Origin of the sequence: Chryseobacterium sp. JAH (genome assembly GCF_001507335.1) — a bacterium.
GTDB lineage: Bacteria > Bacteroidota > Bacteroidia > Flavobacteriales > Weeksellaceae > Chryseobacterium.
The window spans coordinates 43,955-70,345 of sequence record NZ_LMAH01000009.1 but is presented as its reverse complement, the minus strand read 5'-3'; the positions used below and the strand labels follow the sequence as shown (position 1 = coordinate 70,345).

Sequence of the window (26,391 nt, the reverse complement as noted above, 5' to 3'; positions counted from 1 at the left end):
ATATTCTAATTTAGATTCTAAATTACTGTTAATGTTAACCTTAATTCGATTGTGTTTATCTAAATCTCTTATTTAAAATGATGATTGATTATTTATCCCAGTCTAGTGCGCCACGTTTCCATACATAGAAGAATGCGAGGAAGAAAATGGCCACAAACATGAGTACTGCGAAAAAGCCTTCAACTCCGAATTCTCTAAAGTTGACAGCATATGGATAAAAAAATACGATTTCGATATCGAACAGTACGAATAATACTGCTGTTAAGAAATATTTAATAGAGAATGGAGTTCTAGCATTTCCTTCAACAGGAATACCACATTCCCAGCTAGAGTTCTTTACAGAATTCCCTTTTTTCTGCTGTGGACCCAGAAAATGAGCGCCAAGCAAAGAAATGGCAACAAAACCAATGGCTACACCGGCTTGTATGAGTATTGGAATATAACTTTCAGGTAAATTCATTTTTACATTATTATCTCAAGTTGCAAATTTAGGCAATAAACAATAAAGCATGAAATTAATCAACTTAAAAGTCTGATGAAAATGAGAAAAACCGATAATTTAGAATCAATAAAAATAGTGTCTATTTCTTCATTTTTTTGAGCAGAGCAAATGCCATAAAAGCAATGTATCCAAAAAGTACACTTGCATAAAGAATGTTAATGATGGTATTCAGACGTTCGTCTTCCGACTCTAAAAATAGATTGTAAGAGATGAATCCTACAATGAGAACCGCAAAAAATATAAGATGTAATTTCATGCTAGAATTTTAAAGAATACGTTCTTCTTCTTTTGTGATTTACGGGATTGTAATCCTGCCAAAGAACCTGCACGCTCTTATTTTCTTCAAGTTCAGGATTGGTTTCAGCGAAGTCGATTCCCATATTATTAAAACGGACAAAGATTTCTTTAAAAATAATTGCTGTTACACCACGTCTCTGATATTCCGGATGAATTCCAATAAGATAAAAATTGGCACGGTCATTTTTCTTCTGAGCCTGCATAAAATGCCACCAGCCAAACGGGAAAAGCTTTCCTTTAGCTTTCTGCAAAGCTTTAGAGTATGAAGGCATTGTTACTGCAAAAGAAACCAATTCGTCTTGCTCGTCAACCACGCAAATTACGTAATTTTTAGCAATCATCGGAAAGAACTTTTCTTTATAGGTCTTGATTTGTTCTTCGGAAATAGGAGTGTAGGTGGACAGATGTTTGTAGGTTTCGTCAAGCAATTTAAACATAGGTTTTACATAGGGTAAAATCTCTTCCTTGCTTTGAAAATCTAAAACTCTCAATTTATATTTTTCAGCAATCAGCTTGCTGAATTTTTCCACTTTGGGAGGTAAAACTTTTGGGAAATTCATCTCAAATTCTACCCATTCCTTTTCTTTGACAAGTCCTAGATTTTCAATGTGTTGTGGGTAATATTCATGATTGTAAATACCAATCATTGTCGCGATTTTTTCAAATCCGAAGGTCAGCATTCCTGCTTTGTCGAGATTGGTAAAACCCATCGGTCCTTCAATGTTGTCGATCTGATGACTTTTAGCATAATTAATAACTGTGTCAATCAATGCCTTAGACACCTCTTCGTCATCAATAAAATCAATCCATCCGAAACGAACTTTTCTGATGCCGAGTTCTTTTTCTTCTTTATGATTGATGATCACTGCAATTCTGCCGACAATTTTATTGTTTTTCCATGCCAGAAACTGCTTTGCCTCGGAATACTGCAACGCTGGGTTTTCCTGAGAATTCCATACATTCAATTCATCTTTTATAAAAGAAGGTACATAGTAAGGATTGTTCTTGTACAAATCCATCGGGAATTTCACAAATTGTTTTAATTCGTTAGGTGTTTTTACTTCAAGAATTGAAACTTCTGACATAGTATTTAGGGTAATTTCAACCACAAATATAATTAATAATTGTTAATACTTTGGCACAATTATTACATCTCATAATAGAATTATTATATATTAAATTTTTGAAAAAATGACAGGTTATTATCTTATTATAGGAATCTCGATGCTCCTTAGCTGGCTGGTTTCCTCAAGATTGAAATCTAAATTCGAGTATTACTCAAACGTACATCTTAGAAATGGACTTTCAGGAAAAGAAGTGGCAGAAAAAATGTTGAGAGACAACGGAATCAATGATGTGCAAGTAATTTCAGTTCCTGGACAACTAACAGATCATTATAACCCAGCGGATAAGACCGTTAATCTCTCGGAAGGAGTATATATGCAAAGGAATGCAGCGGCAGCTGCGGTTGCTGCTCACGAGTGCGGACACGCTGTTCAGCACGCCGTAGGTTATTCAATGTTGCAATTACGGTCCAAATTGGTCCCAGTGGTAAGCATTAGCTCTAATCTAATGCAGTTTGTTTTGATGGGAGGGATTGTAGTGATGGCCATGAGTGGGAATAAAATAATTCTATTAGTGGGCGTGATCATGTTTGCACTGACAACGCTTTTTGCGTTTATCACACTTCCGGTAGAGTATGATGCGAGTAACAGAGCGATGAAATGGTTAAAAGATACTGGAACGGTAACTTCAGAAGAATTTGTAGGCGTAAAAGACAGTCTTACCTGGGCTGCGCGAACATATCTTGTAGCTGCTCTAGGTTCCTTGGCACAGCTTCTGTATTTCGCTTCTCTTTTGATGGGAGGTCGAAGGGATTAGAATTTAGTCTTTAAAATAACAAGAAATATATTGCATCTCAGAAGGTTTATCTGAGATGTTTTTTATTTGAATATACCTCAAGTATATTTAATATTTTTGAAGATGATATCACAAAGAGATTAGTATGTGGCAAAAGACAGTGTTTGATTCAGAAAATCAAAAGATTAAATTTCTTATAAAATTTGTGGCTGCTTTTTGGTTTCTTACAAAGCTGTGGAGCTATAAAACTTGGATAATCGAAAGGGAGTATCCTGTAATTCCTCCGTTTGATTTTTTAAAACAGGTTCCGGCAGATTTTCATTTGACTTTATTTTGTCTTTCTCTTATAAATTTGTTGCTCGTAGTATTCTTTCGGAGAAAGAAATGGATGCTAATATCTCTTTTTTTGTTGGAATTTTTTAGTTGTGCATTAGATACTGTACGGTGGCAACCTTGGCAGTATATGTACATGTGCATGCTTTTACTTATTATTTTAAATTTTTCGAAGCCTAAAAATATTGTTTTTCTTTTTCATCTGTTTTTGGTCGGGATGTACTTATTCAGTGGACTTCACAAACTTAATAGAGATTTTCTGTACACTTTCTGGATGAATACTGTCTTGCAAGAATTTTTCGGCTTATCACTAAAGAATATTTTAAAATTTAAATTGTTTTTTTTCGGATTATTAATTCCAGTCATTGAAATAGGATTGGCGGTTTTACTGCTTGTGGTAAAATCTAAAAGAATAATAAGTTACTTTCTCATAGCAATACACATCTCTATTCTAATTATCATCGGTCCAGCTGGCTTGGGTTATAATTCTGTGGTTTGGTTTTGGAACTTAGCACTTATATTTATCTTGCTGATTCTTTATACTTCACCGGTAAAATATATAGGGACAAAGCTAATGTTAAAGCAGTTTTATTGTGTGGTATTGTGGTTTTTGATGCCGGTTCTAAGTTTTTTTGGATTATGGTATCAGTACTTTTCTTTTAATCTTTACTCAGGGAAAGGCTACCAAATGTATGTATGTGTTAATAAAAATGTTGATGGGTTAAAACCTTATCTGGAACCTGTGCTTGGTAGATTTTGTAAAGATAAACCCTACTTTATTTTGCAAAATTGGGCGATGGCTGAGATAAAATCTGCGCCGCTACCAGAATTTGAAATTTACAAAAAAATAAGTAATGAAATAAAGAAGAAGTATGGAGATAAAAGTGTGAGAGTTTTTCTCTACAATACCCGCACAAAGAAAACTGAAGAATTATAGAGGAAGCTAATGACTCTCTTATTCTATAAAATTATACTTTATATGTTGCATCTCGGAAAGCTTTTCTGAGATGCTTTCTTTTTGTGCAGTTTTTAAAGAAGCAGTGAGGATGCAGTTTTCATCGGCATCAAAATTCAAAACTTTTGCATCAAATTTTGAGAGCAAAGTAAAAATAACATTCTGCTGATTAAATTGAAACTGAATTTTAATTTCGGTCTCCAGTTCTTTAGTAATGATTTTGGTTTCTTCTAAAGTGATTTTTGCAGATTCTTTATATGCTTTAACTAAACCTGAAACCCCTAATTTTGTTCCGCCATAATAACGAACGCTGATCACCAATACGTTGGTGATTTCATTGGCTAAAAGTTGATTGAAAATTGGTAAACCTGCACTTCCTGATGGTTCTCCGTCGTCATTCGCCCGATAGTTTTCTCCATTCAGACCCATTCGGAAAGCATAACAATGATGTGTTGCTTTTGGATGCTCCAGTCTCACTTTTTCTAAAGCATTTTTAAGCTCAGTTTCATTATTGATAGGGAATGCAAACCCGATAAACTTGCTTCCTCTTTCTTTAAGAAGTGTATTTTCAACAGGTTTTTGTATCGTTTTATATTCGTGTATCATTTCTTCAAAATTCTAATTTGAATTCTTATGAAATTCCATCACATTGTCTCTGAATTGTTTAATTTCAAAAGGTTGATGCTGAAATTTTGGAGCCCGCGTTCCGTTTTCAATTTGGAGATTTTCATTTTTTATAACAATTGTTTCGTCCCACAAATTGGCGTCTATGAATTGTTGTAAAACCAAATTTCCACCCTCTACAATCACCGACTGAATTTGTAATTCGTATAATTTTTTTATGAGCTTTTCAATAAAACCTTCTCTTTCTGTCTTGATAAATCGGATATGTCCTTCGTCTGAATTTTTCAGAGAATTAAAAACCAGCGTTTCCGCTTCGTCATTATAGATATGGTAATCAGCAGGTACTTTCAGGTCAATATCAATCAATATCCGGATAGGATTTCTTCCGGTCATTTCTCTCGTAGTTAAACTTGGATTATCACGCAGGGCAGTCATTGTTCCGATGAGAATGGCATGCTCATTATTTCTCAGTTCATGAACATACTGTTTTGTTAAAGAATTGCTGATTGGAGTAGGCTTAAATTCTCTATCAATAAAACCGTTTCCAGATTGGGCCCATTTCAAAACAATAAATGGACGTTTTTTCTCGTGATAAGTGAAGAATCTTTTATTTAGATCAATGCATTCATTTTCTAGAGCTCCGTTCACCACTTCGATTTGTGCATCCTGGATGATTTTTTTCCCTTTTCCATTGACTTTATCATGAGAATCCATCGCCCCAATTACTACTTTTTTGAATCCTAATTCTGCGATTTTCAGAGCACAAGGTGGTGTTTTTCCAAAATGAGCACACGGTTCCAATGAGACATAAATGGTAGACTCCGGGATCAGGTTTTTGTCTTCAACTGAATTAATAGCATTGATTTCAGCATGGTTTTCTCCCGCTCTATGGTGGTAACCTTCGCCGATGACTTTGCCGTTGTGAACTATCACGCTGCCCACTAATGGATTAGGGTACGTGTCTCCAGTTGCCTTTTTAGCCAGCTCAATGCATCTTTTGATGTAAAATTCGTCCTGCATATTATTAAAAAAGGCGAAGACAAATTTCTTTGCTTCGCCATTATCAATTGTTTTAAATATTTATTCTCCAGCGATAATATTGTGAAGATTTTGCTTCAATGTTTCCAAATGCCCCTTTTTATTATCAATGGTATTGTACGTTTCAGCAAGCATAAGATTTTCTCTTGATGGATTTTTGAAGAATGCTAAATTGTTTTCCAATTTTACGATTTCAGCTTCAAGATCAGCAATTTGATTTTTGATCTTTCTCGCTTTATCTGTCAATTGATTTTCAGAAAGACCTTCTTCCTTCAACTCGAGTTCGTTGATCTTATTCAGTTTCAGTTTTTCTCTTAACGTTTTATTAAATTCAGAATTGATACCGATTTTATCTCTCGGAACTTTCCCGATATTATTCCAGGCAGTCTTGATATTTTCAATTTTTTCTATGCTTCCCTCTTCGTCAGAAATGGTTTTAAGCTCTTCCAGAATTTCTTTTTTCTGCTTGTAGTTTTCTTTCCAGTTATCGGTAGAAGCGTTACTTTTTTCTCTGTAATTATTAAAGAATGTGTTACAAGCTTCACGGAATTCGTCCCAGATTTTATTGGTCATGCTTTTAGGAACGTGCCCGATTTTTTTCCAGTCTTCCTGAAGTTTTTTGAAAAGTGCCACGGCAATATCCCAATCTTCAGAAAGCATATTGTCTTTTGCGCTTTGAATTAATTTTAGTTTCTCATCTAAATTCTCCTGTTGAGAGCCTTTTAATGATTTGTAATAATTATTCTTTATTGTATTAAAACCTCTTAATGTGGATTTAAAATCATTCCAGTTGTTGTTGGATAATTTTCTAGGAACGTTCCCTGTTTTCAAAAATTCAGAACGAAGTTCTTCCACTCTTTTGATAGAGTTCTGCCAATAGTTATGGTTAGGAGTTTCTTTTGGTTCAGATAATTTTTTGATTTCAGCAATGATCTCATTCTTCTTTTCAAGATTGGCATTTTGCTCAGTTTCAATTGCTGCAGAAAGCTCAGATTTTCTTTCGTGAATTTTATTCGATATTTCTTTAAATTCATCCCAAGTTGTCTCACGGAATTCTTCTGCTACAGGTTCTGCTTCTTCTTTCCAAAGCTTGTGCAGATATTGTAGTTCGTTTAAAGCTTTCTGTACGACAGGCTCATTTTCTAGTTCTTTTGCACGAGCAATGATATGCTGTCTTTTTTCAAGATTGTGGCTGTATTCCTGTTCAAGAAATTCTTTGTTTAAATCCAACATCTGATAAAATTGATTCAGATGATGAAAATAATTGTTGTTGAGGATTTTAAATTCAGATTTAGCCACTTGCCCTGCTTTTGACCATTCTTCCTTAATCTCACGGATGGATTTGAAAAGGTTGGTTCCGGGTTCAGAATTGGTGTATAGATTTTTCAATCGGTCAATCAATTCCTGACGGTGGGCAAGGTTTTTTTTCTGCTCTTCTTCCTGACTTTTCTGAAATGTATCATGCTTTTCTTTGTAAATATGAATCAGTGCAGAAAGTTTTGACTGTGCAGGGTGCTCATAGCTGAAATTTTCAGGTGCATTTCCTGCATCAGTATATTCATGCTTTTTGTCTTCAATCTCATCATGAATTGCGTGATTTGCTTTTTCTTTTAATACATTGAATCTTTTGAAATTTTCTCCTGCATTACTAGAATTGATGATCGTTTCCATTTCTTTGAGAGCATCTGCAAGGGAAATATCAGTATCTACATGTTCTTCTGCGTGTTCATTTTCCTCTTCATGTGTAGCTTCCTCAGAAGAAGCCGTAATTTCAGATGTTTCCTGTTGAGTTTCCTCGGTAGAAATTTTGTTTTCTTCGTTTTCAGAAAGGTTGTTTTCTGTAGTCATAGCAAATCTTTTATGTGAGTGGCGTTTATTCTTTAAATATTGGGAAAAGCCAAATAAAGTACTAATTTATGTTATTTTTTTTGAAAATTCCAAATTTCCCAGGCTTTTTCTGCCTGCTGTTCAAGCATGTAATATCCGTTGACAGTTTTTGCTCCGTTTTCTGCGGCTTTGATAATGAAATTAGTGTAGCTTGGGTTGTAGATAAGATCGATAACAAGATGCTCTTTAGAAAGTCCGTCAAAAGGGAAGTCTAAGCAGTCATCGACGTTTGGAAAAGTTCCCACGGGTGTGCACTGGACGATAATGTGGTGTTTATTAACAGTTTCTTTATCTAAATTTTCAAAATTAAGCTCCGATTTTCTTGAAACAGTTTGGCAGGAAATTCCATGTTTAGCTAAAATATATTCCACTGCTTTTGCTGCACCTCCATTCCCCAGAATTAATGCGGTATTTTGATGTGGTTTTTTATGAATTTTCAATGTTTTCTCAAAGCCAAAAGCATCAGTGTTATACCCTGTTTTTTTTCCTTCGTGAATTAAAACACAGTTCACCGCACCAATTTCTCTTGCTTCATCGCTTAGTTCATCCAGAAAATCAATGATTTTTTCTTTATAGGGAATTGTAACATTGAAGCCTAATAATTCAGGATCAAGAAATAAATTCTCCACATCATCAATTTCCGGAAGATCAAAAATGGTGTACGAAAAATGATCAAGCATTTGCTTCTGAAATTTTTCTTCAAAGAATTTTTTTGAAAATGAATACGAAATGTTTCTCCCGATGAGACCTAATTTTTTAGTGGAATCCATAGATCAAAAATAAAAAAAAGACCGAAAAAATCGGTCTTTAAGTCAAATTATATTTTGTTTAATTAATCAATGATAAATTTTACAGAATTACGGTATGTTTTCAGAATGTAAATTCCTTTTGCAATTCCTTGAAGATTGATTTTGTTCGAGTTTTTAAAAGGATTTGTAATGGTCTGAATCAATTTTCCGGATACATCATAAATTTCAGCTTTTGAAATTTTGCTTAAGTTTTCACTTTTTACAAATAACTCATGATTTTTTACAGGATTAGGGTAAATGCCAAAAGATTTGTCTCTGGAGATTTCATCTGTTCCCAAAGAACCCAAACATGACCAACTAAGATCATCTATTGCAACCCTGTTACCAGATACAGGATTGATGAGTTTTATGGTAAAGTTTCCTGAGATGTTGAGATTGTTAATCGTGGTAGTCGTTACTGTAGCACTGTACGGAATTGTTCCCACATTCACTCCGTTGATTTCAAGATTTAAATTACTTGAAGTTCCAGAATATTTCAATTGTGTCGTTACTGTAAGACTTTGAATTCCTCCTAAAATACCTGTACTGCTTAAATTGCCATTTCTGATGGTGATTGCTTTTCCTGTGATGGTTTCATCTACTCTTGCATCTGTAGCAGTCCAGGTAATGTTGTTGTTAGTCCATGTTCTGGTAGCATAACTCGTTCCTGATCCTGGGATATTCGAAAAGTTTTCGGTTCCGCAGCTTCCACTTCCTACTGGTACAGAAAGGGTAGTTTGCGTAGCGGTATTACTTTGTGGGGAAGAATTTCCAGATCCATCTTTAGCGATGACATAGAAAGAATAAGCGGTGTTGGGTGTCAAGCCTGAAACAATAGCTGTCGTGGCAGTTACAGATGTTTTTAAAAGTCCATTCGCATAAATATCATAGACAGCAACGCCAGTATTGTCGGTTGCAGCAGTCCAGAATAACGCAATGGAATTGATTGTTGGATTGTTTGCTAAAAGATTCGTTGGAGCTGTTGGAGGCTGATTGTCTATCACAGGTGTTCCCCAGATCAATCCGACATACGCAGGATTGTCAATGAAAGGGTTTCTGTTTTGTTGGAAAGTATATGAAGCATTATTTCTTGCAATCTCCTCCGGAGAAACCGGATCGGCTGTATGCCAAGCCAACAATTGATTAAGTTCCCAGGTCTGTAATCCCGGAAAAGCTGATCCTCCGAGCATATTACCGGAAGTAAAGCCTGATAGTTGCGTTTCATATCTCGTTACGAAGTAGAAAATCATTCTTGCAACATCACCTTTAAATGCATCAATAGGTTCAAAAACAGTTCCTGCATAGCCTTGGGATACAGACGTTCCCACTTTAGAACCATTTAATGAAGTAAATGATGCATTTCCGACTATTCCAAAAGGATAATTAGATCTTTCACCATTGACCTTGCCATCAGTTGCTCGTATAAAATGAATGTCATTTTTCATTGGTGAAGCTTCATTGAATAAACTTTGAGGTACAATGTGTTCTCTGTTGTAGCAATCTCCTTCATTGGCATAACCATTTGATCCGCATTGATTTGTAGTAATGGTGAAGTTGTAAGGGTCAGCCGCGTTTGGTCTTTCAGAATATATATCCAATATAGAGCCGTCGTTTTCAAAAAAATAATCGCGGTCTGTTGTTTGGTAAGCGGTCCAAAGTCCTCCGTAGCCCATATCCTGATGACCTGCTGTAATGATTAGGTTGAGTTGGCTTTTTAGTGTTGCTCCCGTTCCTGTTGCGGTACTGTAATATCCTGTTGGGATCTGTGCGAAAGTATTGATGAATACAATACTTAATACTAAGGAATATAAAATTCGCTTCATTATTTTAAAATTTGAAGGCAAAATTACGAAAATAGTTAACCGGAATATGTTAACTTTTAGTAATGTAGTCTTTGCTGATTTTCGAGAAAAACCAAGAAATAGAAATGCCAAATATTGATGCTGTTGCAGCGACAATCAAATAATTTTTGGCAACAATTTTTACAGGAAAAGGCACGTTTTCTACCGCCTTGAAAAATTCTGTATACAATTGGAAGAAGCATAGGGTGCTGCCGAGTATTAATCCCGAAATAATACCCAGTACCACAATCAAAATCCCTGTGTAAAAATAAGTTTTCCTTAAATGGCTCAAGGGAAAGCCTAATGAAATTAATGACTTTGCCTGAAGCTTTTTGTCGAGCTGCAAAATAATAATGGCTCCTGCCAAATTGAAGGTTGTGATGAAAATAACCAGTGCGAAAATAAGATAGATGAATAGTTTTTCAGTATTGATCATCTTCCAGAAAGCGGCATTCTCCTCCTGTTTGGTTTTTATTTCAATTCCTTTTCCGATAGAGGATAAAAGGTCCTGTTTGACTTTATCCGCCTTTTCAGGATTTTTTAATTTAATAACAATTTGGTAAGCAGAATTCTTTGGGAGTTGTAGGAGTTCTTCAGATAATTCTATCGGGGCAAAAATGTAATTGTTAAGCTGGTCATTTCCTGGAAAAACCCCCGTTACCAAAATATTTTTTTTGTTATAAATATCTTCTTCTTTATTGATAATTCCTGTTCCGGATTTGGGCATGAAAATCGTCGCGAAATCTTTTACAGAATCTACTGGAATCGAAAGCCTGTTATTTAAGGAATTTTCCATGATCACCTCATTGGAATAGTCAAAACTTGGATACTTACCGTAAAAAATTGTTGAGTCAATAGGATTTACTTTAGTGTAAGCTGAGTCCACACCTCTCAGATAGGCGATATCACCTTTGCCATTGTAATTGAGATAAACTTTCTCTTCAATAACTCTGGAGAAGTGAACGATTTCCTTATTGGTCTTCAAGATATTGTTAATCTTTGTCAGTTCACTAATTGTTTTTCCTGTAGTGCTCTTGACTGTTAAGTCGGCATGGAGATTTGAAATAAGATTCTGATTAAAAACTTCTAAACCTGAAAATACAGAGATAATGACAAACATTGCTGCCACAGCAACCGTCATAGCACCTACAGCCAGCCAGGTTATGAAGGTGACGGCAGTGCTTCCTTTTTTTGACAAAAGGTATCGTGATGCTATGTAAAATGCAATGTTTTTCAAGATGGTTTACAATACAGGATTGTCGCCTTCGCCTCTGAGTTCTTTTTCAATTTTTTCTACGTCATCCAGAGCGGTGTCTAGGTAGAAGTTAAGCTGAGGAATTACACGTACCTGCTTAGCCATTTTCTGACCAAGAAAATTTCTGTATTGTGCTTTATTGATTTCAATCTCTTTCATGATTGAACTTCTGAATTCCTGAGGGAAAATGCTTAAATAAATTTTAGCAACCCCTAAATCTGGTGATATCTTCACATCAGAAACCGACACCAAAAAGCTCTGTTTGCTTTCTGCTGACTGCTTGCGGAATAATTCTGCAAAATCTTCCTGTATAATCTGCGCTACTTTTCTTTGTCTGTTACTTTCCATAATTTGTGCAAATTTAGTACTTTTGTTTGAATTGTGGATTTGAATATTGTATAACAATCAAATTCACGTTTAATTATATTGAATTATTATGAAATTAGAGCATGTCGGTATCGCTGTGAAATCTTTGGAAATGTCTGATAATCTGTTTTCAAGGCTTCTAGGGAAAGAATCGTACAAAAAAGAAAGCGTAGAGAGAGAAGGTGTTACGACATCTTTTTATAAAACAGGTGAAAGTAAAATAGAGTTGCTTGAGGCTAGCAGTACTGATAGTGCAATTTCTAAATTTATAGAAAAGAAAGCGGAAGGTATTCATCATTTGGCATTTGGGGTGGAAGATATATTAAAAGAAATTGCAAGATTAAAAAAAGAAGGCTTTCAGTTTATATCCGAAGAACCGAAAGAAGGTGCTGATAATAAATTGGTTGTCTTCCTTCATCCTAAATCTACAAACGGAGTGTTGGTAGAACTTTGCCAAGAAAAGGTATAAAAAATTTTGTAGTGCAAGAAAATTTACTATTTTTGCAAACACAAAATTTAACCAAATTTTGAGGTCCTATAGCTCAGTTGGTTAGAGCACCTGACTCATAATCAGGTGGTCCCTGGTTCGAGCCCAGGTGGGACCACTTTTAAAATCAAGCACTTACAGAAATGTAGGTGCTTTTTTTTGTTTTATATGTTGCAATTTGGGCACAATCAATCTTTTTAACCTAACAATTCTAAATTCACTCGAGTTTCTTTCCCATATTTAAAGACACGTAAAAAGGCATACCCGTATTAGATAACAGTGAGTGCAGGAAGTATAATTTTATATAATAAAATTGTTGTTTATAACCAGCGTTTTTATATGTTGATAATGAGTTGGTTACTAAAGTGAAGGTTTTTTAAGTTTAAATAATCTTAAAGTAAACATAAACTTTAGGCAACATTCTGTTGTTGTTAAAACAGTATTTTTAAAGATTAAAATTTTCAGTTTTGACGAAGCCTTTCCAATATATTTTTATTCTTTTCGTATTTTTATTTTCCTCAATTGATGCTCAGAAAAAATCATTTCAGATCGCTTTTTTGGCAGATGTACATTTTCAGGATTTGTATGGAGATTTCTCGGATAATGAATTCAAAGGTGTTGAAAATTCAAAAACCAAACAGAAAACCGTACTGAGAACGATGGATTCGCAGCTGCGGTCTACAAGGATTTTTAATGAAAATTATTTTGCATTTCTGGCGGCCTTGGAGGATGTTGCAAAAAAAGGAATTAAAATAGTTGCGTTACCGGGCGATTATACCGATGACGGACAGGAATATAATCTCCGTGGACTTAGAAAAATACTCCATGAATATCAGGAAAAATATGGAATGAGATTTTTTATCACGACCGGAAATCATGATCCTGTGAGTCCGTTTCGTAAGGATGGAGGGAAATCTGATTTTTTGGGTGAAAAAGGAAGTCCGTTAAATGTTTTCAGTGAAAAAAGTTTAGTGAAAAATAATAGTCAGGAAACGGTCATAACAAAAGATATTGCCATGTCCGGCTATCTTGAAATTTTGAATAGTCTTAAGGATTTTGGTTTCACTCCGAATGAAAAAGACTTGTTTTGGCAGACGCCTTTTGATGATGTTTCTTATCAAAATTATACGTTTAAAAATGCTTTAAAAAGTTCAGAGTATTCGCAGAGGATGTATGAAGTCAGTCCGGGTTTTATGGTTCCCGATTTCACATATGTGGTAGAACCTGTAGAAGGGATTTGGCTTCTGGCGATTGACGGGAACACCTATTTACCAAAAGACAATAATGGAAATTCAAAAGATCCGGATAATTTTCATGGCGCTTCCGTGGGATACAATAATGTATTGTCAAATAAAAAACATCTTATTGATTGGATAAAAAACATTTCAAAAGAAGCGGAGAAAAACAAGAAAGTTCTAATAGCTTTTACCCATTACCCAATGTTGGATTATAATGACGGAGCTTCTGATGATCTGAAAAATTTATTGGGTGAAAGAAAATGGCAGCTCGAGAGAGTGCCGAATGATCACGTGGCTGAGGTTTTTGCAGATGCAGGACTGAAAATTCATTTTGCAGGTCACATGCATATCAATGATACTGGGATCAAAAAGTTTAAAAACGGAAAAATGCTGGTCAATATTCAGGTTCCATCGTTAGCAGCTTATCTGCCGGGATATAAAATTCTCACTGTTAATTCATCCACAAATTTTGAGGTAGAAACAGTTTCTGTTACAAAAGTTCCCCGCTTTGATGAACTCTTTCCTTTGTACAAAAAAGAATATGAAGTTTTAAAAAGTCAAAAAACGAAAGACATTTGGAATATTGATATTCTGAAAACAAAAAATTATCACGATTTCACTTTATTTCATTTAAAAGAATTGGTGCGGCTGAGATTTGTTCCATCAGACTGGCCTGAAGATTTTATAGAGAAGGCGTCTCAACTTTCCGGGGAAGATCTGCTTTTTTTAAGTCAGAACAAAAAGGGATCAGACAAAAATTCAAAGAAATTTAAAGATTGGAATTTTGAAGATGCCTTACTGAATCTTTATCAATTGCAATCTGCCGACGATCTGGCAAAGAAAGATATTTCTGAAAAACGACTTTCTCAGTTCAAAATTTTGCACCAAAATTTCGAAAAATTGAATACTGATGATGCGTTTCTTAAGCAGCTGAAAATATTTTTTACGACTTTAAATAAACTGTCTTCGGGAGATCCTGCAGATTATTTTAAAATTGATTTTAAAAAAGGTGAAGTGACAGATATCAAGTAAGTTTTTGTTATCAATTCTACCTATGCAGTTTTTCCTGAAACATAATTTTCACAGGCAAAGCAGTATAAATCTTTTCGCCAGACACGGTTGACTTTATAATTTAAAACAGCATTAATTTCGCGGACGATATCTATATTTTGTACGAGTGTAGCAGTGTCTTTTTGTTGCTCAAAAGAAATTTTTTTTTGCTCAGTAGTTTCATTCGTTTTCATCACCTTTTCAGAAAGAATTTGATTTTTATTGCTTTGTGAGATGGCTGCCGTATCCGACGCCTTTTTTTGAGCAGAAAAAATGGTGAAAATGAAGATCAGTAAAAAGCTTAAATTTAGTTTCATATATGTTAAATTGTTTCTCAATTTAGTGAAAATTTCAATAGTTTTTTATTTGTTGTTTAAACTTTTCAAAAATGGAAAAATTTCTGTAGTACCATCCATCGTTGCGGAAATAAATCCGTCCTCGTTAATGAGAAAAAGAACTGGATAGCCGTTGATTCCGTATTGTTTTTCCAGATTTTTCTGATCGGCAATTACAGAGAATTTCACTTCCTTATTGAGGAAATATCGTGTGACAGATACTTTTGAATCTGAACCAAAAATGTTGATGATTTCAACACTAGGATTGAGGTTAAAATCTGAGCTCAGGAGATAATCTGTGATTGCTTTCGAATAGCCACAGTGGGTAGAGGAAAACAGTAAAAGAGTCTGCTTCTCTTTTTTATCTTTAAAAGTAATCTTCTGACGTTTCATGTCGAATACCTCGAATTCCGGAGCTTTTGAATTTTTAGCTAATGGATGCAGAGAATCCTGTCGTTCAAAATATTTCAACGCATAATTTTTCGGAAGAACGACTTTGAGATTGGTGATTCTATCAGAGAAAATATAGTTGCTGAACAGAAAGGTGACCGTCTGCCCCAGTTTTCCGCCAACGAAACTTTTTCTTTCAAATTTAGTCAGCGTGAAATTGCCTGAAATGTATATGTGAAACTCAACCTTTATCTCTTTTCCTTCATAATGATTGATGCTTTCAATGGTTGAATAATGCGTATGACTTTTCCCGTCGATTACGGTTTCATCAATAAATTTCCATTTCTTTTTGAGCAGAGTGGTGGGGCCGAATTGCCTGAGTCGCGAAGATGAGATCGCTGAATTTTGATTCTCTCTTTTCTCGTATTCATAAATGGTTTTTTCGGCATGGTTCACTGCATGATACAAACCATATTTGTAAAACTCTTCTGAACTTTCATTTTTGCTGTAAAATTCAAAATCTTTATTCTGAGGTTTGTAAATGGTATATAAAACATTGATAACGGACATCTCATCTGTGTCAGGATTGGGATAATATGCTGTAGTTTTATAGCTGATTACGTTGGACTGAAAATATTTCCGTTTCGCCTTTTCAAGATCCGGAACTTGCGCAAAAAGGCAGGAAACACTTAATATCAATAAAAGAATACTTATGATTTTTTTCATTTGAACGATGTTCTTAATCATTTTTTATGCATTGAATTTAATTTTCAAATTTTTCTTCCACATTATAAAGTACTTCACAATCACAAAAACCTCCGTTTTCTTTCAGGAATTTTTCAACCTTATCGGTATTTTGAACTTGGTTTGTTTCTAAAAATTGCTTTGTCAGCTTTAAACTGTCGTCGCAACCATTTTTTTCAAGTTCCTGATTCAAAGCATCAAACAAATCTAAAAATAGTTCTCTTGAAATCGGAAGACTTTCTTCAAATTCCTTTTGAGCCTTTTCATGCAATTCTTTTTGAATCTGTCTGCGTCTTTCTTTTTCTTTTTTGTCTGGCATTTTTTATAAGTTTATGCTAATTATAGAATCTCTTAATTATTTTCGTTGCTTCATCTTTGGCTTGTTCGTTATCATCAAAAGTACGTGTGTAAAAATAAAATAGTGCAACCCGAAATTTTGGTAATTCAATAAAAATAAAATCATCTAAATGATGGAAGAAATGAAAATGTTTATTTACTGTTTTAAAAACTACCAGAGAATTTAAATTCTTCATCTTGGATTTGGTAGTTACACGTTTTTGAGCTAGTCTGATCTGAGAAATTGCTATGGAAGGAGAGTAATTGATTTCTTCTCTCATTATTGAAATGGGAATGTTTTTTAAATAGTCAATATATTCTGAGGATTTTGCTCTATTGAACCTTCTTCTAATTTCTAACAATTGAAATTTATATTCAATAATTTCCAGCCAGCGAATTATATTCTGCAATTGCTCACCATTATAATATGAATTTGACAAATCGGTGCCTTTTAAAATAGAGATAATATGGCTTTCAATACTTCCTAATAGACTGTTGTTGCATTCTGCACAAACTGGTACAGTTGTTTTGTTATACTTCTGTCGGCTCCCATTTACATCTGTGACAAAGAATTTTGTAGTACAGTTTTCAAATGTCCATTTAGGTAAGACATGTTCTTTAGTTAAGTCATTTAAACTGGCACAAAAAAGACAAATTTCGTCGTTTAATTTTTTATCCTTATCATTTAATAAAACATTCCGATTAATAATGTCTTCAATAATTTTCTTAGAATTACATCGTAGTTTGACTCTTAGAATTTTTAGATTGTTGTCAATTTCCATTTATTTTTTTTAAACCAAAACAATCCTTCCCTCGTTCTCCAAAAGCAATCCTTTTCCAATCAACTCATCCACACAAAACATCACCACTGCATCAATCTGTGCACCGACCTTCAGAAAACCAAACAATCTCGCAGTCATCCTGATTAATTCATCTTTTTCAACGCTTAGATTCGATTGCATAATTTCCATGATGGCAACCGAAATTTCTTCAGGTGCAATATCTTCAATAGTTCTTTTTTCTATGGAGTTATTTCGGTAATAGCTTATGCTTTTAGGCTTGATATTTTCTGACCAATAAATTTTCTGATATTTTTCAGTCACCGTGATGTCCGGAATAGAGGTCAATATTTCATCTAAATATCCGGTCACCTTTACGCCGGCTCTTGAATTCCAAAGTTTCAGCATTTTTCTGAATAAAACATTTTGGCTGATAGGAGCTTCAGTGTCAATGATTTTGATGATCTGACTGCGCAGAAGATTTCTGTTTTCAGGATAATACACCGATTCCGAATTTGCGGCGGGGTTTGAAGCGATTTCAGCAGAAATATAAGGCTGGCCCGAAGAGATGATTTCTTCATCTTCAACTTCGCTCAGGCTGTTTTTTACTGCGATCTCAATTTCAGCAATCTCTTCCTCTTGTATTTTTACATTGTTTTTAATTTGTTCGAGCAACGTTTTGATCTCCGCTACAATTTTCTCCTTATTTTTAATCCAGTCCAATGTCCAGATTCTGAAGACGTTCCAGCCAAGACCTTTCAGGACGCTTGGAGCAAGAAGCTCACGGTCGTTGGTGGTACTGATTTTAAAATAATTTTCACTGTCTACCAAAATGGCAAGAAGGTATTCATTTTCATTCTCCGGGCCGATAATTCCTATATCAACCTTATAATCTGACGTTCCGATATTGGTTTTGGCTTTCAGACCGTGAGTTTCCAAAAATTGAGCGATCGAACTGACAATTGATTTTTTATTTTGATTCTGAACCGTCGTATTTTGATTCATCATTCCTTTTTCCGAGAAATTCAGGAAGTTTTTCAGACCTTTTACGCCTTCAGCATTAGTGCGGTTCAAATCGATCTGATCACCTTTTAAGGAAGAGAAAACTTTCATCTCATACCGCGCTCTGGTCACGGCAACATTCAGTCTTCGCCATCCTCCGTCACGGTTCAGTGGTCCGAAATTCATCGAAACTTTTCCGTCTTCATCCGGTCCGTAACCCACAGAAAACAAAATAATATCTCTTTCGTCACCCTGTACATTTTCAAGATTTTTAATGAAAATCGGTTCTGTACTATTCATTGAAAACTCTTCCAGATGAGGATTTTCCTGAAATAATTTCTGCAACAGATCTTCAATCAGATTCTGCTGAGTCTGACTGAATGTTACCACACCAATTGATTTTTTAATCTTGATTTGGAAATGGTTTTTGATGTAGTCAATAATCGCCTGTGCTTCGTTGATATTGGTGCGCGTTTTTCCCTTGTCGTAAAATCCGTCAACAAACTCAAAGGTAACTTTTCTACTCAGGTCATCCGGCGATGGAAACGTGAGCAGTTTATTGTCGTAAAAATGTTCATTGCTGAATGAGATCAGGCTTTCATGCTTGCTTCGGTAATGTCTCAACAAGTAATTTGAAGGAATGGAAAGGGCGAGACAGTCATCCAGAATGCTTTCAAGATCTTCCAGTTCCATATTGTCTTCGTCAATTTTTGAAGAGGAGAAAAAACTAGTCGGTGGCATCTGTTTTGGGTCACCTACAATAATTGCCTGTTTTGCTCTTGCCAAAGCACTGATGGCTTCAGATGTCGGTAACTGCGACGCTTCGTCAAATATCACCAGATCAAAATGCTCCTGATTGACATCAAAATACTGCGCCACAGAAATCGGGCTCATCAGCATACACGGTTTCAGACGGGGAATCAGTCCCGGAATCTGGTCAAATAATTTTCTGATTGACAAACCTCTGCCTTTGTTTCGGATGGCTTTTTGTAAAATTCCAATTTCTGAACTTTGAGCGGCTTCCTGCACAAAATTTGGGATTCTGTCGCTCAGTTTAAGAATCAATTGGTTTTTCGTCAGCTGTGTAAATTCTTTGTGAAGATCTTTATACTGCTGAATCTGAGATTCGTAAATATCGGCATCAAAACTGTTGAGTGTCTCGAATTTATAAATGGTTTTGATAAATAAATTCAGATGAATGATTTTCTCAAATTCCTGTTCGATCGAATTGGTGTCAAGTAAATCTTGTTCCAAAAATTGAATAAACCAATCAAGTTCCAGATCTTTAGCCTTAGCTTTTAAAACATTATAGTTAACCCAATTGTCGAGCTGGTCGATGTTTTGAATGATATTTTTGAGTTCATCACTTTTAGGAATTTCAGATACATAATCTAGCAGGCTTATTCTGCTTTCCTGAAAATTTTTAATTTGATTGATGAAATCAGGTAGATTTTGCTGAGTTCCCGTTGTATTTAAAAATTCTTTCAGCCAAATCTGAAAATTCTGAATTCCTGTTTTTTGACCTAAATCTTTCGCAATCTGAATAATGTTGAAGTCTTTTTCAATCGCTAAAACATCATAAGAACGACCGTTGAAATAAGGAGTTACGGAATGTGTGACCGTAGCAAAATTCTGATTCGTCAGTTGATTTTCAATTTGTTTAAATTCTTCCAGTTTGGCAAATAATTCGTCAATCTGTACCTCAGATTCGATTCCGGATTTGCTGTAACCGATCAATTGCTGCTTTACTTTTCTCTGCTTAAACCATTTGGGAATAAACCAGGTATGTTTCGCCTGATTCCACAATATATTTAAAGGCTGAATGTCGATAGTAAAAATCCCCGAATTGAATTGTACTGCAATCTGATTTTCAATTTTTTGAAGTAAATCCTGCTGCGTCAGCCAGTTTTTAAACAAATTAGTCTGTGTCTCGTCAAAACTGATATCAAGCAGATGGGATTTTACAGAATTTGAATGCAAAAACTCAAGCAGATCAGTTACTGAATTGTTGTCAGAATGCTCAAGCTGAAGGTCTTGCTTGATTTTTAAGGCCGAATTTTCTTTGTTAAGATATTGATTGACTGCACCAAGAATCAGATTTTTATTTTCATACTGATGACTTTCAGTTTTTATTAATCGTAAAGGATGTGAAGACGGTTGCCCGATTTTCTGTACAATCGCTGCGAAAGGAATGAGCCAGTCTTTCCAACCATTCCACGTAGTCCAGTCGATGTTTTCTAAAGGACTTTCAATCATAAAACGGTCATCCATTTTGATTTGATGTGTTTCGAGATAAGAAACAGTATCAAAAAGGCTCCAGCCGATTTTAAATTTTTTGTGAAGTTGGTTGATATATTTTCCTAATTCCAGTTTTCGTTCGTCCAAACGTTTTGCTTCTTCCGCAAAATTAGCATTGATTTGATATTTTGGAACCTCCAAAGTTTTTTCAAACTGTTTCAGAACATCAGATTTTTTCGATTTATTGGAATGAAGTTCAAGACAGAAAGCTCCCAACCCAATATTTTCTAATCTGCTGTGAACGACATCTAATGCTGCTTTTTTTGCGGCTACAAACAATACTTTTTTATCATTGGCCAACGCATCAGCAATGATGTTGGTAATAGTCTGTGATTTTCCGGTGCCTGGAGGCCCATGAAGAATAAAGGTTTTATTCTGATGAGCATTTTTTACTGCATTGAGCTGAGAATTATCGGTAGAAATAGGAAGCATCAATTCCGAAGCCGACATATTTTCAAGACTTTCGGCATCCATTTCAACGGTTTCCAGAGTTTCGCTCAGTTTTCCGTCGATGAGACTTTTAACAATCGAACTTTTCTGGATTTCTTCTGAATATTTGGAGATATCCTGCCAGAGAATCAGTTTGTTGAAAGAAAAAGTTCCCAGAACCATTTGTTCAAGAACGTCCCAGCCTTCAAGATTTAGGATTGCATTTCTGATAATGGCCAGAACTTTAGGCACATCAACACCATAGTCATCGGTAGGTAAAGTTTCTAAACTGTTTAAATTGAATTTAAATTCCTGTTTCAGATACTCGAGAAGGGTAATGTTAATCATGGTTTCCTCCTCACGACTTCGAAGCATAAACTTAGAATTAACTGATTTTCTCGAAAGTTCTACAGGAATCAAAAGAATAGGAGCATATCTAGGAATATCTATATTTTTTGGTTCATACCATTTTAAAAGTCCGATTCCTAAATACAAAGTGCTTTTTCCGTTTTCTTCTTCGGCCAGTTTTGAGGTTCTGTAGAGGTTCGTAAGAATCGCATCCAAATCATCCTGGTGATAATACGTAAGGATTTTATTGTATTTAAATTCGTCATCTGCCAACTGAAAAAGTGGTTGCGAAGAATGCAAAGGTTCGTGGTAGAGATTGTATTTTCTCAGAACCGGCTGATTGTTATTGGGATGAATAGTAAATGCTTTCCCGTCTGCCAGGCTGTCTTCCAGCAAATTAACTTTATAGTCAACCAGCTGCAACATACTTTTGGTAAAACGCAGGTTGAGAAGATTATTCCTGAGTGATAAATCGAGCAGTTTTCTTTCCCAGATTTTGTGTTTGGTGAGGTTTGACGTATCGGTCAGTTCAAGGTCGTTGTACAACGTTCCCATCTCAAAATCATCATCCAGATCATCAGTATTTACCTGAGAATTTATTTTTAAATCATCATTAAAAACATTTTCAGTTTTCAATAAAGGGAGCGGAGAAATACCGTTTGATCTTGCATTTTTGAGATCAATCGAAAGTAAAAAATTAGAAGAATCCATAATCTGCTTTTCAGCGCTGTTCATTGCCTGTTTGAATGGCAGACTGCTTCCTTTGCAGAGATGGGTTGATTCAATCAGAGCAATCTCTTTAATCCCGCTGGCGATTCTTTTTGAAATGGCAGCCTGATCAAAATTGACCATCGCATCAAATCTCTGATCATCAAGCCAGACACCGACGAAGGCATGACCTTTTGTAATCAGCAAAATAGGATTAAGGTTGATCGCTTCCAGACACGCAGCAAACAGAAGAGAAATATCGATACAGTTTCCGAATTTTGTTTCTAAAACCTGGTCAATTAGCCGAATTCTTTGTCCGCTTTTCTCAAAGCTTGGCGGCATTGAGCTGTAAATAAGTTCTAAATTCTGAATCGATTTATAAATTGCCGAAACCATTTGCAACACACGTTCTTTATCTTTCGACTGATAAGCTTCAAATGAAGGATTTAGATTATTCTGTTCAAGAATTTTTATCGCATCAGATTTAATTTTGTAAATAAGTGAATTATTTGGAGTGACATAGGAAGCCAATAATTGTGGATACGACTGTAAACCGCCACAATAATCAACAGGAAGAACTTCAATAGAAAAATTCTGTCTGAAAAGCGATTCGTTATTCTGAAGTACTTCAACCGTAATTGTATCTACATCTTTTTCTGAAAGACTTTTAAGCAAAGCATTATCAAAAACAAAATTGAATAAAGAAATCTTGTACAGCGAATCTTTTTTCAGCTGATCGATGTAGACGTTATACGTTTCAAATATTCCGAGTGAAGATGAAATTTGCAGGTTTAAATTTTCCAGATCTTCCATCACTTCCCGGAAAGATATTTTTTCAAGGAAATTGTATTTATTTAAAACAAATGTATAGTTGATGTATGAATTGTGCTGTATCTGTAAGTCAAATGGAATAATCTGATTCATAAATATTTTTTGTGATGGTCACTCTCTTTTTCGGGAGGTAATGCAATTTAGAAATAAAACAGATATTGACAAAACGGTGGAGTGGGAAAGAAGATTCAGATTTATTTTTTCTACCAGCTTTTTTAATGCTTACAAAATGAAAATTTATCAACTCATTTCAGTTGTGTTGTATTTTTAAAATACTCTGTGCGATATTTATTGCTCTTTCTACGCTAATTCCATTTTGTTGGTCAATGTAAAGTTGGTGTTTGATATCTATAATTTGAGCGTTTGGAATAAATCCCGGTGCATTCTCTGTAGAGATTGTGTGTAGATTAAAAGTGTTTTCATAGGCTGGGATTTCATTTTGTAAATATCCAAAATAAGACTCGAAATGTATTCTGTCTTTATTATTCCAGTGTTCATTTCTTTGTATGAAATTTTCTTCGCTAATTGAAACCCAGATGTCAAAATTTAGATTTTCAAAGTAGTTTATAATGGGAATCTCAAGTCTTACACGATGAAAAAAGTGATGATCAATGATGCATAAACTTTTCTGATATTCTACACGTTCAGCAATTTCATTTTTAGGAATTGAATCATAGAAAGACGGAAAATCACTTCCGAAAGTTAATGGAGGTTTATCATAAACCTTTCCGCAACAAAGACATTTGAACTGAGTTTCTTTCTTTTTGTTTAGGAACTGGAAAAGTTTCATTTTTAATGTGTGAAATGTGATTAGTTATCAAAGATACAAAGTATCTTAAATCTCAAGTGACAAGAGTTTATAAAGTATTTAGTAATTTTACTTAGAAATTTTCTACATTAGATTTTTTTGTATAATTACTGAATAATGAAAAGATTAACCCAATTTATAACAACCATAATCATCAGTGTTCTGTTTCAGCAGAATGTATATGCTCAGAAAGTAGCTGCAGTACAAGAACCCGTTAAGTACAACATAGAAAACTGTGTGAATGAATTTGATCTGGCTAAAGCTACAAAGACAAAATCAGGGTATCAGTATTGGTTTGCCGACAAAAAGTTTACTGAAGAAAACACATTAAAGATGAGCATTGTAGAACCCGGAAAATCTACGCATGCGCCACATCGCCATCCCGAAGAGGAATTTTTTTATATTCTGGAAGGGAAGGCATCTTTTTATCTTAACGGAAAAACCGTAGAAGTCGGTCCGAATACCAGTTTGTACTGTCCGCCCAATTCTGAGCATGGAATCAGCAATGCAGGAGATAAAGATTTGAAATATCTGGTGATTAAAAAGGATTTGCGATAGCTCTAAATCATTCTCGTTTGAGGAAATCTCACGCCGAGAGACAGACTAATGGTAAAGGTCTACCACGTCAGCCGAATCCACGAGAGTACTAAAAGATTTCTGGGATTTACTATTTGCGCATAACAAATTAAAATAAGAAAAATAACTGTTCATTAAAAGTTGAGCAACAAACCGGAAAAACTTTTCATCGCCTCGGTTTGATAAGCTTCTTTGAGATGCATTAAAACAGCCTTGCGTTCAGCCTTATTTTCTGTAATCGGAATGGTCACCAGGTTTTGTCTGTCATTGACGGTAGAATCGGCTAAAATGGTGTGAAAAATTCCGTTTTCTACTATTTCTATCAACGTCGGAATGTCGTTGATTTTCATTTTTACGTTGGGTGAAATATGATTTTGTTTAAATAAATCCATGACGTAATGAGTGGTGCTGAAACCGTCAAAAGGCATTGCCAAAGGAAGTTCCGCAATGGTTTTAAGATTGATCTTTTTAAATTTTGAATATTCCGAACTTGTGGAAGTCACAAACATCATTTCAGAAACAAAAAGTTTCTGGTAGATGAAATTTTCTGCGGGATGCGCTTCCTGATAACTTAAAACCAAGTCGAGTTCTGTATCGCTTAATTTTTTCAGCAGTATATCGGTGGTTTCAAAAAGGATTTCAAGATTGATCTGTGGATAATTCTCAATGAAATTTTTCACTGCTGGAACCAGTATTGAACGAAGTCCATATGAAACGCCAATCTTAAGAGTTCCGCGTGAGAGTTTTTTAAGATCATACATCGCCAGTAAAGATTCTTCAGAACTCCGCACTGATTTTTTGGCAAACTCTGCGAAAATATTTCCGGCTTCGGTAAGTTGAATTCTTTTTCCAATTCTGTTGAAAAGCGGTGTGTTGATTTCCGTTTCCAACTGTTTAATTTGTTGGGAAAGCGTACTCTGACTGATGTGCATCGCATTCGCAGCTTCCGTAAAGTTCATCAGTTCTTTAGCCTTTAGGAAATATTTAAGTTGACGAAGTTCCATTTGTAAATCGGTTTTATAGATTGATGTTATCGAAATAAAGCGTTTTACAAATTTAAAAATTATACGGAACTTTGCTTCATCAAAATACTTGAAACAGCAAATGGAGAAAGCAGAAAAAAATACGAGACGTTTATGGGAGATCCAGATCTGTATTTTTCTTTCAGGTTTGTCGGTGTTTTCTCAGCTCTATTTATTTCAGCCTTTGCTTCCCAATGTCGCTTCGGAATTCAAAACTTCGGTTGGTGACAGTTCGCTGCTGGTTTCTTCATCAACCATCGGAATGGCCATCGGATTATTGTTCTTTTCATTTAAAGCCGATGCATTTTCAAGGAAAAAACTGATGTTGTTCTCTTTACTCAGCTCTGCATTTTTAACTTTAATTTCATCGTACATCCAGCAGCTTGAAATCCTCGTGTTTTTAGGTGTTTTAAAAGGTTTTGTCATTTCGGGAGTTTCGGCGGTTGCTTTGGTCTATATCACTGAAGAAGTCTCATCCTCTGTTTTGGGTTTGACCTTGAGCATGTATCTGAGTGGAAATATTATTGGCGGAATGAGCGGAAGAATTTTCGCAACCTTGCTGGCAGGAGAACTGGGATGGCGCAACGCTGTTTTAATCATTGGAATTGAAAGTCTTTTTCTGGCTTTGGTTTTTTGGAGATTTTTTCCTGAATCCCAATTTTTCAAACCGCAGAGACAGCGTTTGGCACTTAAAATGCGACAGATGAAAATGTTTTTTTCTGATCCGGATTTTTTAAGTTTATACTTCATCGCTGCTTTACTGATGGGATCTTTTGTGAGTGTTTACAATTATCTGAGCTTCAGATTGGAACAACCACCATTTTCATTGAATCATATTTTCATCGCATTCATCTTTTTGATGTACACGGTAGGTGTTTTCGGAACGATGCTTTCAGGAAGATGGTCTGTAAAATACAGTCAGCCGACAATCCTTAAAACTTCCGTATTGACCATGATTATCGGGGTTTTCTGTCTGTTTTCGACCAATGTATTGATCGTTATTTTAGGCTTGGGATTATTTACCTTTACATTTTTTGCTGCACATACTATGGCAAGCAGAATGGTTGCTGTAAAAGCAAAGGCGGCAAAATCTGCAGCAACGTCGATTTATTGGCTGTTTTATTACTTCGGATCGAGTGTTTTGGGGAGCGGAAGCGGTTATTTTCTTCATGCCACTTCATGGTTTTGGTTTGTCGTATTGCTTAGTCTGGCTGTTGCCATCTCATTTATTTTAACCCTAAAAACGCAGACAATTAAATCTTAA

At 35.2% G+C, this 26,391-nt stretch carries 23 protein-coding genes and 1 tRNA gene; 7 read left to right on the top strand and 17 right to left on the bottom strand.

Annotation, left to right across the window (positions count from 1 at the left end):
- Nucleotides 1-88: 88 nt before the first annotated feature.
- From AR685_RS16080 to AR685_RS16075, 3 genes are all read right to left on the bottom strand, one after another.
- Nucleotides 89-460 (bottom strand): NADH-quinone oxidoreductase subunit A, encoded by a 372-nt coding sequence (locus AR685_RS16080; protein WP_047447213.1) that lies wholly within the window; start codon nt 458-460, stop codon nt 89-91.
- A 121-nt stretch (nt 461-581) separates the two neighbouring features.
- Complete coding sequence (locus AR685_RS18170) at nt 582-758, bottom strand: hypothetical protein (protein ID WP_165592827.1); 177 nt, start codon at nt 756-758, stop codon at nt 582-584.
- A gap of 1 nt (nt 759) precedes the next feature.
- A complete protein-coding gene (locus AR685_RS16075; protein ID WP_059125190.1) occupies nt 760-1,884 on the bottom strand; it encodes a hypothetical protein in 1,125 nt (374 codons plus the stop codon).
- A 106-nt stretch (nt 1,885-1,990) separates the two neighbouring features.
- Here AR685_RS16075 and AR685_RS16070 point away from each other — a divergent pair, with 106 nt between their 5' ends.
- Together AR685_RS16070 and AR685_RS18030 are read left to right on the top strand one after the other, a co-directional pair.
- Nucleotides 1,991-2,680 carry a zinc metallopeptidase gene (locus tag AR685_RS16070; protein WP_047447207.1) on the top strand — a complete coding sequence of 230 codons (690 nt, stop codon included), beginning with the start codon at nt 1,991-1,993 and terminating at the stop codon, nt 2,678-2,680.
- 586 nt (nt 2,681-3,266) lie between these two features.
- Nucleotides 3,267-3,929, top strand: a complete 663-nt coding sequence (locus AR685_RS18030; RefSeq protein WP_131777646.1) for a hypothetical protein — start codon at nt 3,267-3,269, stop codon at nt 3,927-3,929.
- An 18-nt stretch (nt 3,930-3,947) separates the two neighbouring features.
- On the opposite strand, the gene AR685_RS16060 is transcribed toward AR685_RS18030, so the two are convergent.
- From AR685_RS16060 to rbfA, 7 genes are all read right to left on the bottom strand, one after another.
- Nucleotides 3,948-4,553 carry an IMPACT family protein gene (locus tag AR685_RS16060; protein WP_059125188.1) on the bottom strand — a complete coding sequence of 202 codons (606 nt, stop codon included), beginning with the start codon at nt 4,551-4,553 and terminating at the stop codon, nt 3,948-3,950.
- A gap of 12 nt (nt 4,554-4,565) precedes the next feature.
- Nucleotides 4,566-5,591: a bifunctional diaminohydroxyphosphoribosylaminopyrimidine deaminase/5-amino-6-(5-phosphoribosylamino)uracil reductase RibD gene (gene ribD / locus AR685_RS16055; protein ID WP_059125187.1), complete on the bottom strand. Its 1,026-nt coding sequence runs from the start codon at nt 5,589-5,591 to the stop codon at nt 4,566-4,568.
- 60 nt (nt 5,592-5,651) lie between these two features.
- Complete coding sequence (locus AR685_RS16050; protein ID WP_059125186.1) at nt 5,652-7,457, bottom strand: DUF349 domain-containing protein; 1,806 nt, start codon at nt 7,455-7,457, stop codon at nt 5,652-5,654.
- A gap of 71 nt (nt 7,458-7,528) precedes the next feature.
- Nucleotides 7,529-8,266 carry a shikimate dehydrogenase family protein gene (locus AR685_RS16045; RefSeq protein ID WP_059125185.1) on the bottom strand — a complete coding sequence of 246 codons (738 nt, stop codon included), beginning with the start codon at nt 8,264-8,266 and terminating at the stop codon, nt 7,529-7,531.
- A gap of 62 nt (nt 8,267-8,328) precedes the next feature.
- Entirely contained in the window at nt 8,329-10,107 is a 1,779-nt protein-coding gene (locus tag AR685_RS16040; protein WP_059125184.1) for an endonuclease, read from the bottom strand.
- 49 nt (nt 10,108-10,156) lie between these two features.
- Nucleotides 10,157-11,362, bottom strand: coding sequence for an ABC transporter permease (locus AR685_RS16035; RefSeq protein WP_059125183.1), 1,206 nt, complete (start codon nt 11,360-11,362; stop codon nt 10,157-10,159).
- A 6-nt stretch (nt 11,363-11,368) separates the two neighbouring features.
- A complete protein-coding gene (gene rbfA, locus AR685_RS16030) occupies nt 11,369-11,728 on the bottom strand; it encodes a 30S ribosome-binding factor RbfA (protein ID WP_047447183.1) in 360 nt (119 codons plus the stop codon).
- Between the two features lie 88 nt (nt 11,729-11,816).
- Between rbfA and mce the strand changes: the two genes are divergently transcribed.
- The 3 genes from mce (at nt 11,817) to AR685_RS16015 (ending at nt 14,503) form a co-directional block, all read left to right on the top strand.
- Nucleotides 11,817-12,215: a methylmalonyl-CoA epimerase gene (gene mce / locus AR685_RS16025; RefSeq protein ID WP_059125182.1), complete on the top strand. Its 399-nt coding sequence runs from the start codon at nt 11,817-11,819 to the stop codon at nt 12,213-12,215.
- A gap of 62 nt (nt 12,216-12,277) precedes the next feature.
- Nucleotides 12,278-12,351: transfer RNA gene (locus AR685_RS16020), tRNA-Ile, on the top strand.
- A 349-nt stretch (nt 12,352-12,700) separates the two neighbouring features.
- A complete protein-coding gene (locus AR685_RS16015; protein WP_059125181.1) occupies nt 12,701-14,503 on the top strand; it encodes a metallophosphoesterase in 1,803 nt (600 codons plus the stop codon).
- Between the two features lie 20 nt (nt 14,504-14,523).
- Here the strand turns inward: AR685_RS16015 and AR685_RS16010 are convergent, their stop codons facing one another.
- The 6 genes from AR685_RS16010 to AR685_RS15985 all read right to left on the bottom strand — a co-directional run bounded on the left by AR685_RS16010 (nt 14,524) and on the right by AR685_RS15985 (nt 23,511).
- Nucleotides 14,524-14,838, bottom strand: a complete 315-nt coding sequence (locus AR685_RS16010) for a hypothetical protein (RefSeq protein ID WP_059125180.1) — start codon at nt 14,836-14,838, stop codon at nt 14,524-14,526.
- Between the two features lie 45 nt (nt 14,839-14,883).
- Complete coding sequence (locus tag AR685_RS16005; protein ID WP_165592826.1) at nt 14,884-15,972, bottom strand: TlpA family protein disulfide reductase; 1,089 nt, start codon at nt 15,970-15,972, stop codon at nt 14,884-14,886.
- A 37-nt stretch (nt 15,973-16,009) separates the two neighbouring features.
- Nucleotides 16,010-16,309, bottom strand: coding sequence for a DUF2695 domain-containing protein (locus AR685_RS16000; RefSeq protein WP_047442351.1), 300 nt, complete (start codon nt 16,307-16,309; stop codon nt 16,010-16,012).
- Between the two features lie 16 nt (nt 16,310-16,325).
- Complete coding sequence (locus tag AR685_RS15995) at nt 16,326-17,108, bottom strand: hypothetical protein (RefSeq protein WP_047442350.1); 783 nt, start codon at nt 17,106-17,108, stop codon at nt 16,326-16,328.
- Between the two features lie 9 nt (nt 17,109-17,117).
- On the bottom strand, nt 17,118-22,814 hold the full coding sequence (locus tag AR685_RS15990; RefSeq protein WP_059125178.1) for a DUF3320 domain-containing protein: 5,697 nt from the start codon (nt 22,812-22,814) through the stop codon (nt 17,118-17,120).
- A 157-nt stretch (nt 22,815-22,971) separates the two neighbouring features.
- Entirely contained in the window at nt 22,972-23,511 is a 540-nt protein-coding gene (locus AR685_RS15985; RefSeq protein WP_059125177.1) for a DUF2199 domain-containing protein, read from the bottom strand.
- A 135-nt stretch (nt 23,512-23,646) separates the two neighbouring features.
- On the opposite strand from AR685_RS15985, the gene AR685_RS15980 reads away from it, so the two are divergent.
- Nucleotides 23,647-24,087 carry a cupin domain-containing protein gene (locus AR685_RS15980; protein WP_047442347.1) on the top strand — a complete coding sequence of 147 codons (441 nt, stop codon included), beginning with the start codon at nt 23,647-23,649 and terminating at the stop codon, nt 24,085-24,087.
- Between the two features lie 152 nt (nt 24,088-24,239).
- Here the strand turns inward: AR685_RS15980 and AR685_RS15975 are convergent, their stop codons facing one another.
- On the bottom strand, nt 24,240-25,109 hold the full coding sequence (locus AR685_RS15975; protein ID WP_059125176.1) for a LysR substrate-binding domain-containing protein: 870 nt from the start codon (nt 25,107-25,109) through the stop codon (nt 24,240-24,242).
- A gap of 100 nt (nt 25,110-25,209) precedes the next feature.
- Between AR685_RS15975 and AR685_RS15970 the strand changes: the two genes are divergently transcribed.
- Nucleotides 25,210-26,391, top strand: a complete 1,182-nt coding sequence (locus tag AR685_RS15970) for an MFS transporter (RefSeq protein ID WP_059125175.1) — start codon at nt 25,210-25,212, stop codon at nt 26,389-26,391.

Coding starts and splice junctions, on each gene's coding strand:
- AR685_RS16000 (WP_047442351.1), bottom strand. CDS start 16,309: ATGCCAGACAAAAAAGAAAAAGAAAGACGCAGACAGATTCAAAAAGAA.
- AR685_RS16045 (WP_059125185.1), bottom strand. CDS start 8,266: ATGGATTCCACTAAAAAATTAGGTCTCATCGGGAGAAACATTTCGTAT.
- AR685_RS18030 (WP_131777646.1), top strand. CDS start 3,267: ATGAATACTGTCTTGCAAGAATTTTTCGGCTTATCACTAAAGAATATT.
- AR685_RS16010 (WP_059125180.1), bottom strand. CDS start 14,838: ATGAAACTAAATTTAAGCTTTTTACTGATCTTCATTTTCACCATTTTT.
- rbfA (WP_047447183.1), bottom strand. CDS start 11,728: ATGGAAAGTAACAGACAAAGAAAAGTAGCGCAGATTATACAGGAAGAT.
- AR685_RS15990 (WP_059125178.1), bottom strand. CDS start 22,814: ATGAATCAGATTATTCCATTTGACTTACAGATACAGCACAATTCATAC.
- ribD (WP_059125187.1), bottom strand. CDS start 5,591: ATGCAGGACGAATTTTACATCAAAAGATGCATTGAGCTGGCTAAAAAG.
- AR685_RS16060 (WP_059125188.1), bottom strand. CDS start 4,553: ATGATACACGAATATAAAACGATACAAAAACCTGTTGAAAATACACTT.
- AR685_RS15980 (WP_047442347.1), top strand. CDS start 23,647: ATGAAAAGATTAACCCAATTTATAACAACCATAATCATCAGTGTTCTG.
- AR685_RS16050 (WP_059125186.1), bottom strand. CDS start 7,457: ATGACTACAGAAAACAACCTTTCTGAAAACGAAGAAAACAAAATTTCT.
- AR685_RS16005 (WP_165592826.1), bottom strand. CDS start 15,972: ATGAAAAAAATCATAAGTATTCTTTTATTGATATTAAGTGTTTCCTGC.
- AR685_RS15970 (WP_059125175.1), top strand. CDS start 25,210: ATGGAGAAAGCAGAAAAAAATACGAGACGTTTATGGGAGATCCAGATC.
- AR685_RS15985 (WP_059125177.1), bottom strand. CDS start 23,511: ATGAAACTTTTCCAGTTCCTAAACAAAAAGAAAGAAACTCAGTTCAAA.
- mce (WP_059125182.1), top strand. CDS start 11,817: ATGAAATTAGAGCATGTCGGTATCGCTGTGAAATCTTTGGAAATGTCT.
- AR685_RS15975 (WP_059125176.1), bottom strand. CDS start 25,109: ATGGAACTTCGTCAACTTAAATATTTCCTAAAGGCTAAAGAACTGATG.
- AR685_RS15995 (WP_047442350.1), bottom strand. CDS start 17,108: ATGGAAATTGACAACAATCTAAAAATTCTAAGAGTCAAACTACGATGT.
- AR685_RS16040 (WP_059125184.1), bottom strand. CDS start 10,107: ATGAAGCGAATTTTATATTCCTTAGTATTAAGTATTGTATTCATCAAT.
- AR685_RS16070 (WP_047447207.1), top strand. CDS start 1,991: ATGACAGGTTATTATCTTATTATAGGAATCTCGATGCTCCTTAGCTGG.
- AR685_RS18170 (WP_165592827.1), bottom strand. CDS start 758: ATGAAATTACATCTTATATTTTTTGCGGTTCTCATTGTAGGATTCATC.
- AR685_RS16080 (WP_047447213.1), bottom strand. CDS start 460: ATGAATTTACCTGAAAGTTATATTCCAATACTCATACAAGCCGGTGTA.
- AR685_RS16075 (WP_059125190.1), bottom strand. CDS start 1,884: ATGTCAGAAGTTTCAATTCTTGAAGTAAAAACACCTAACGAATTAAAA.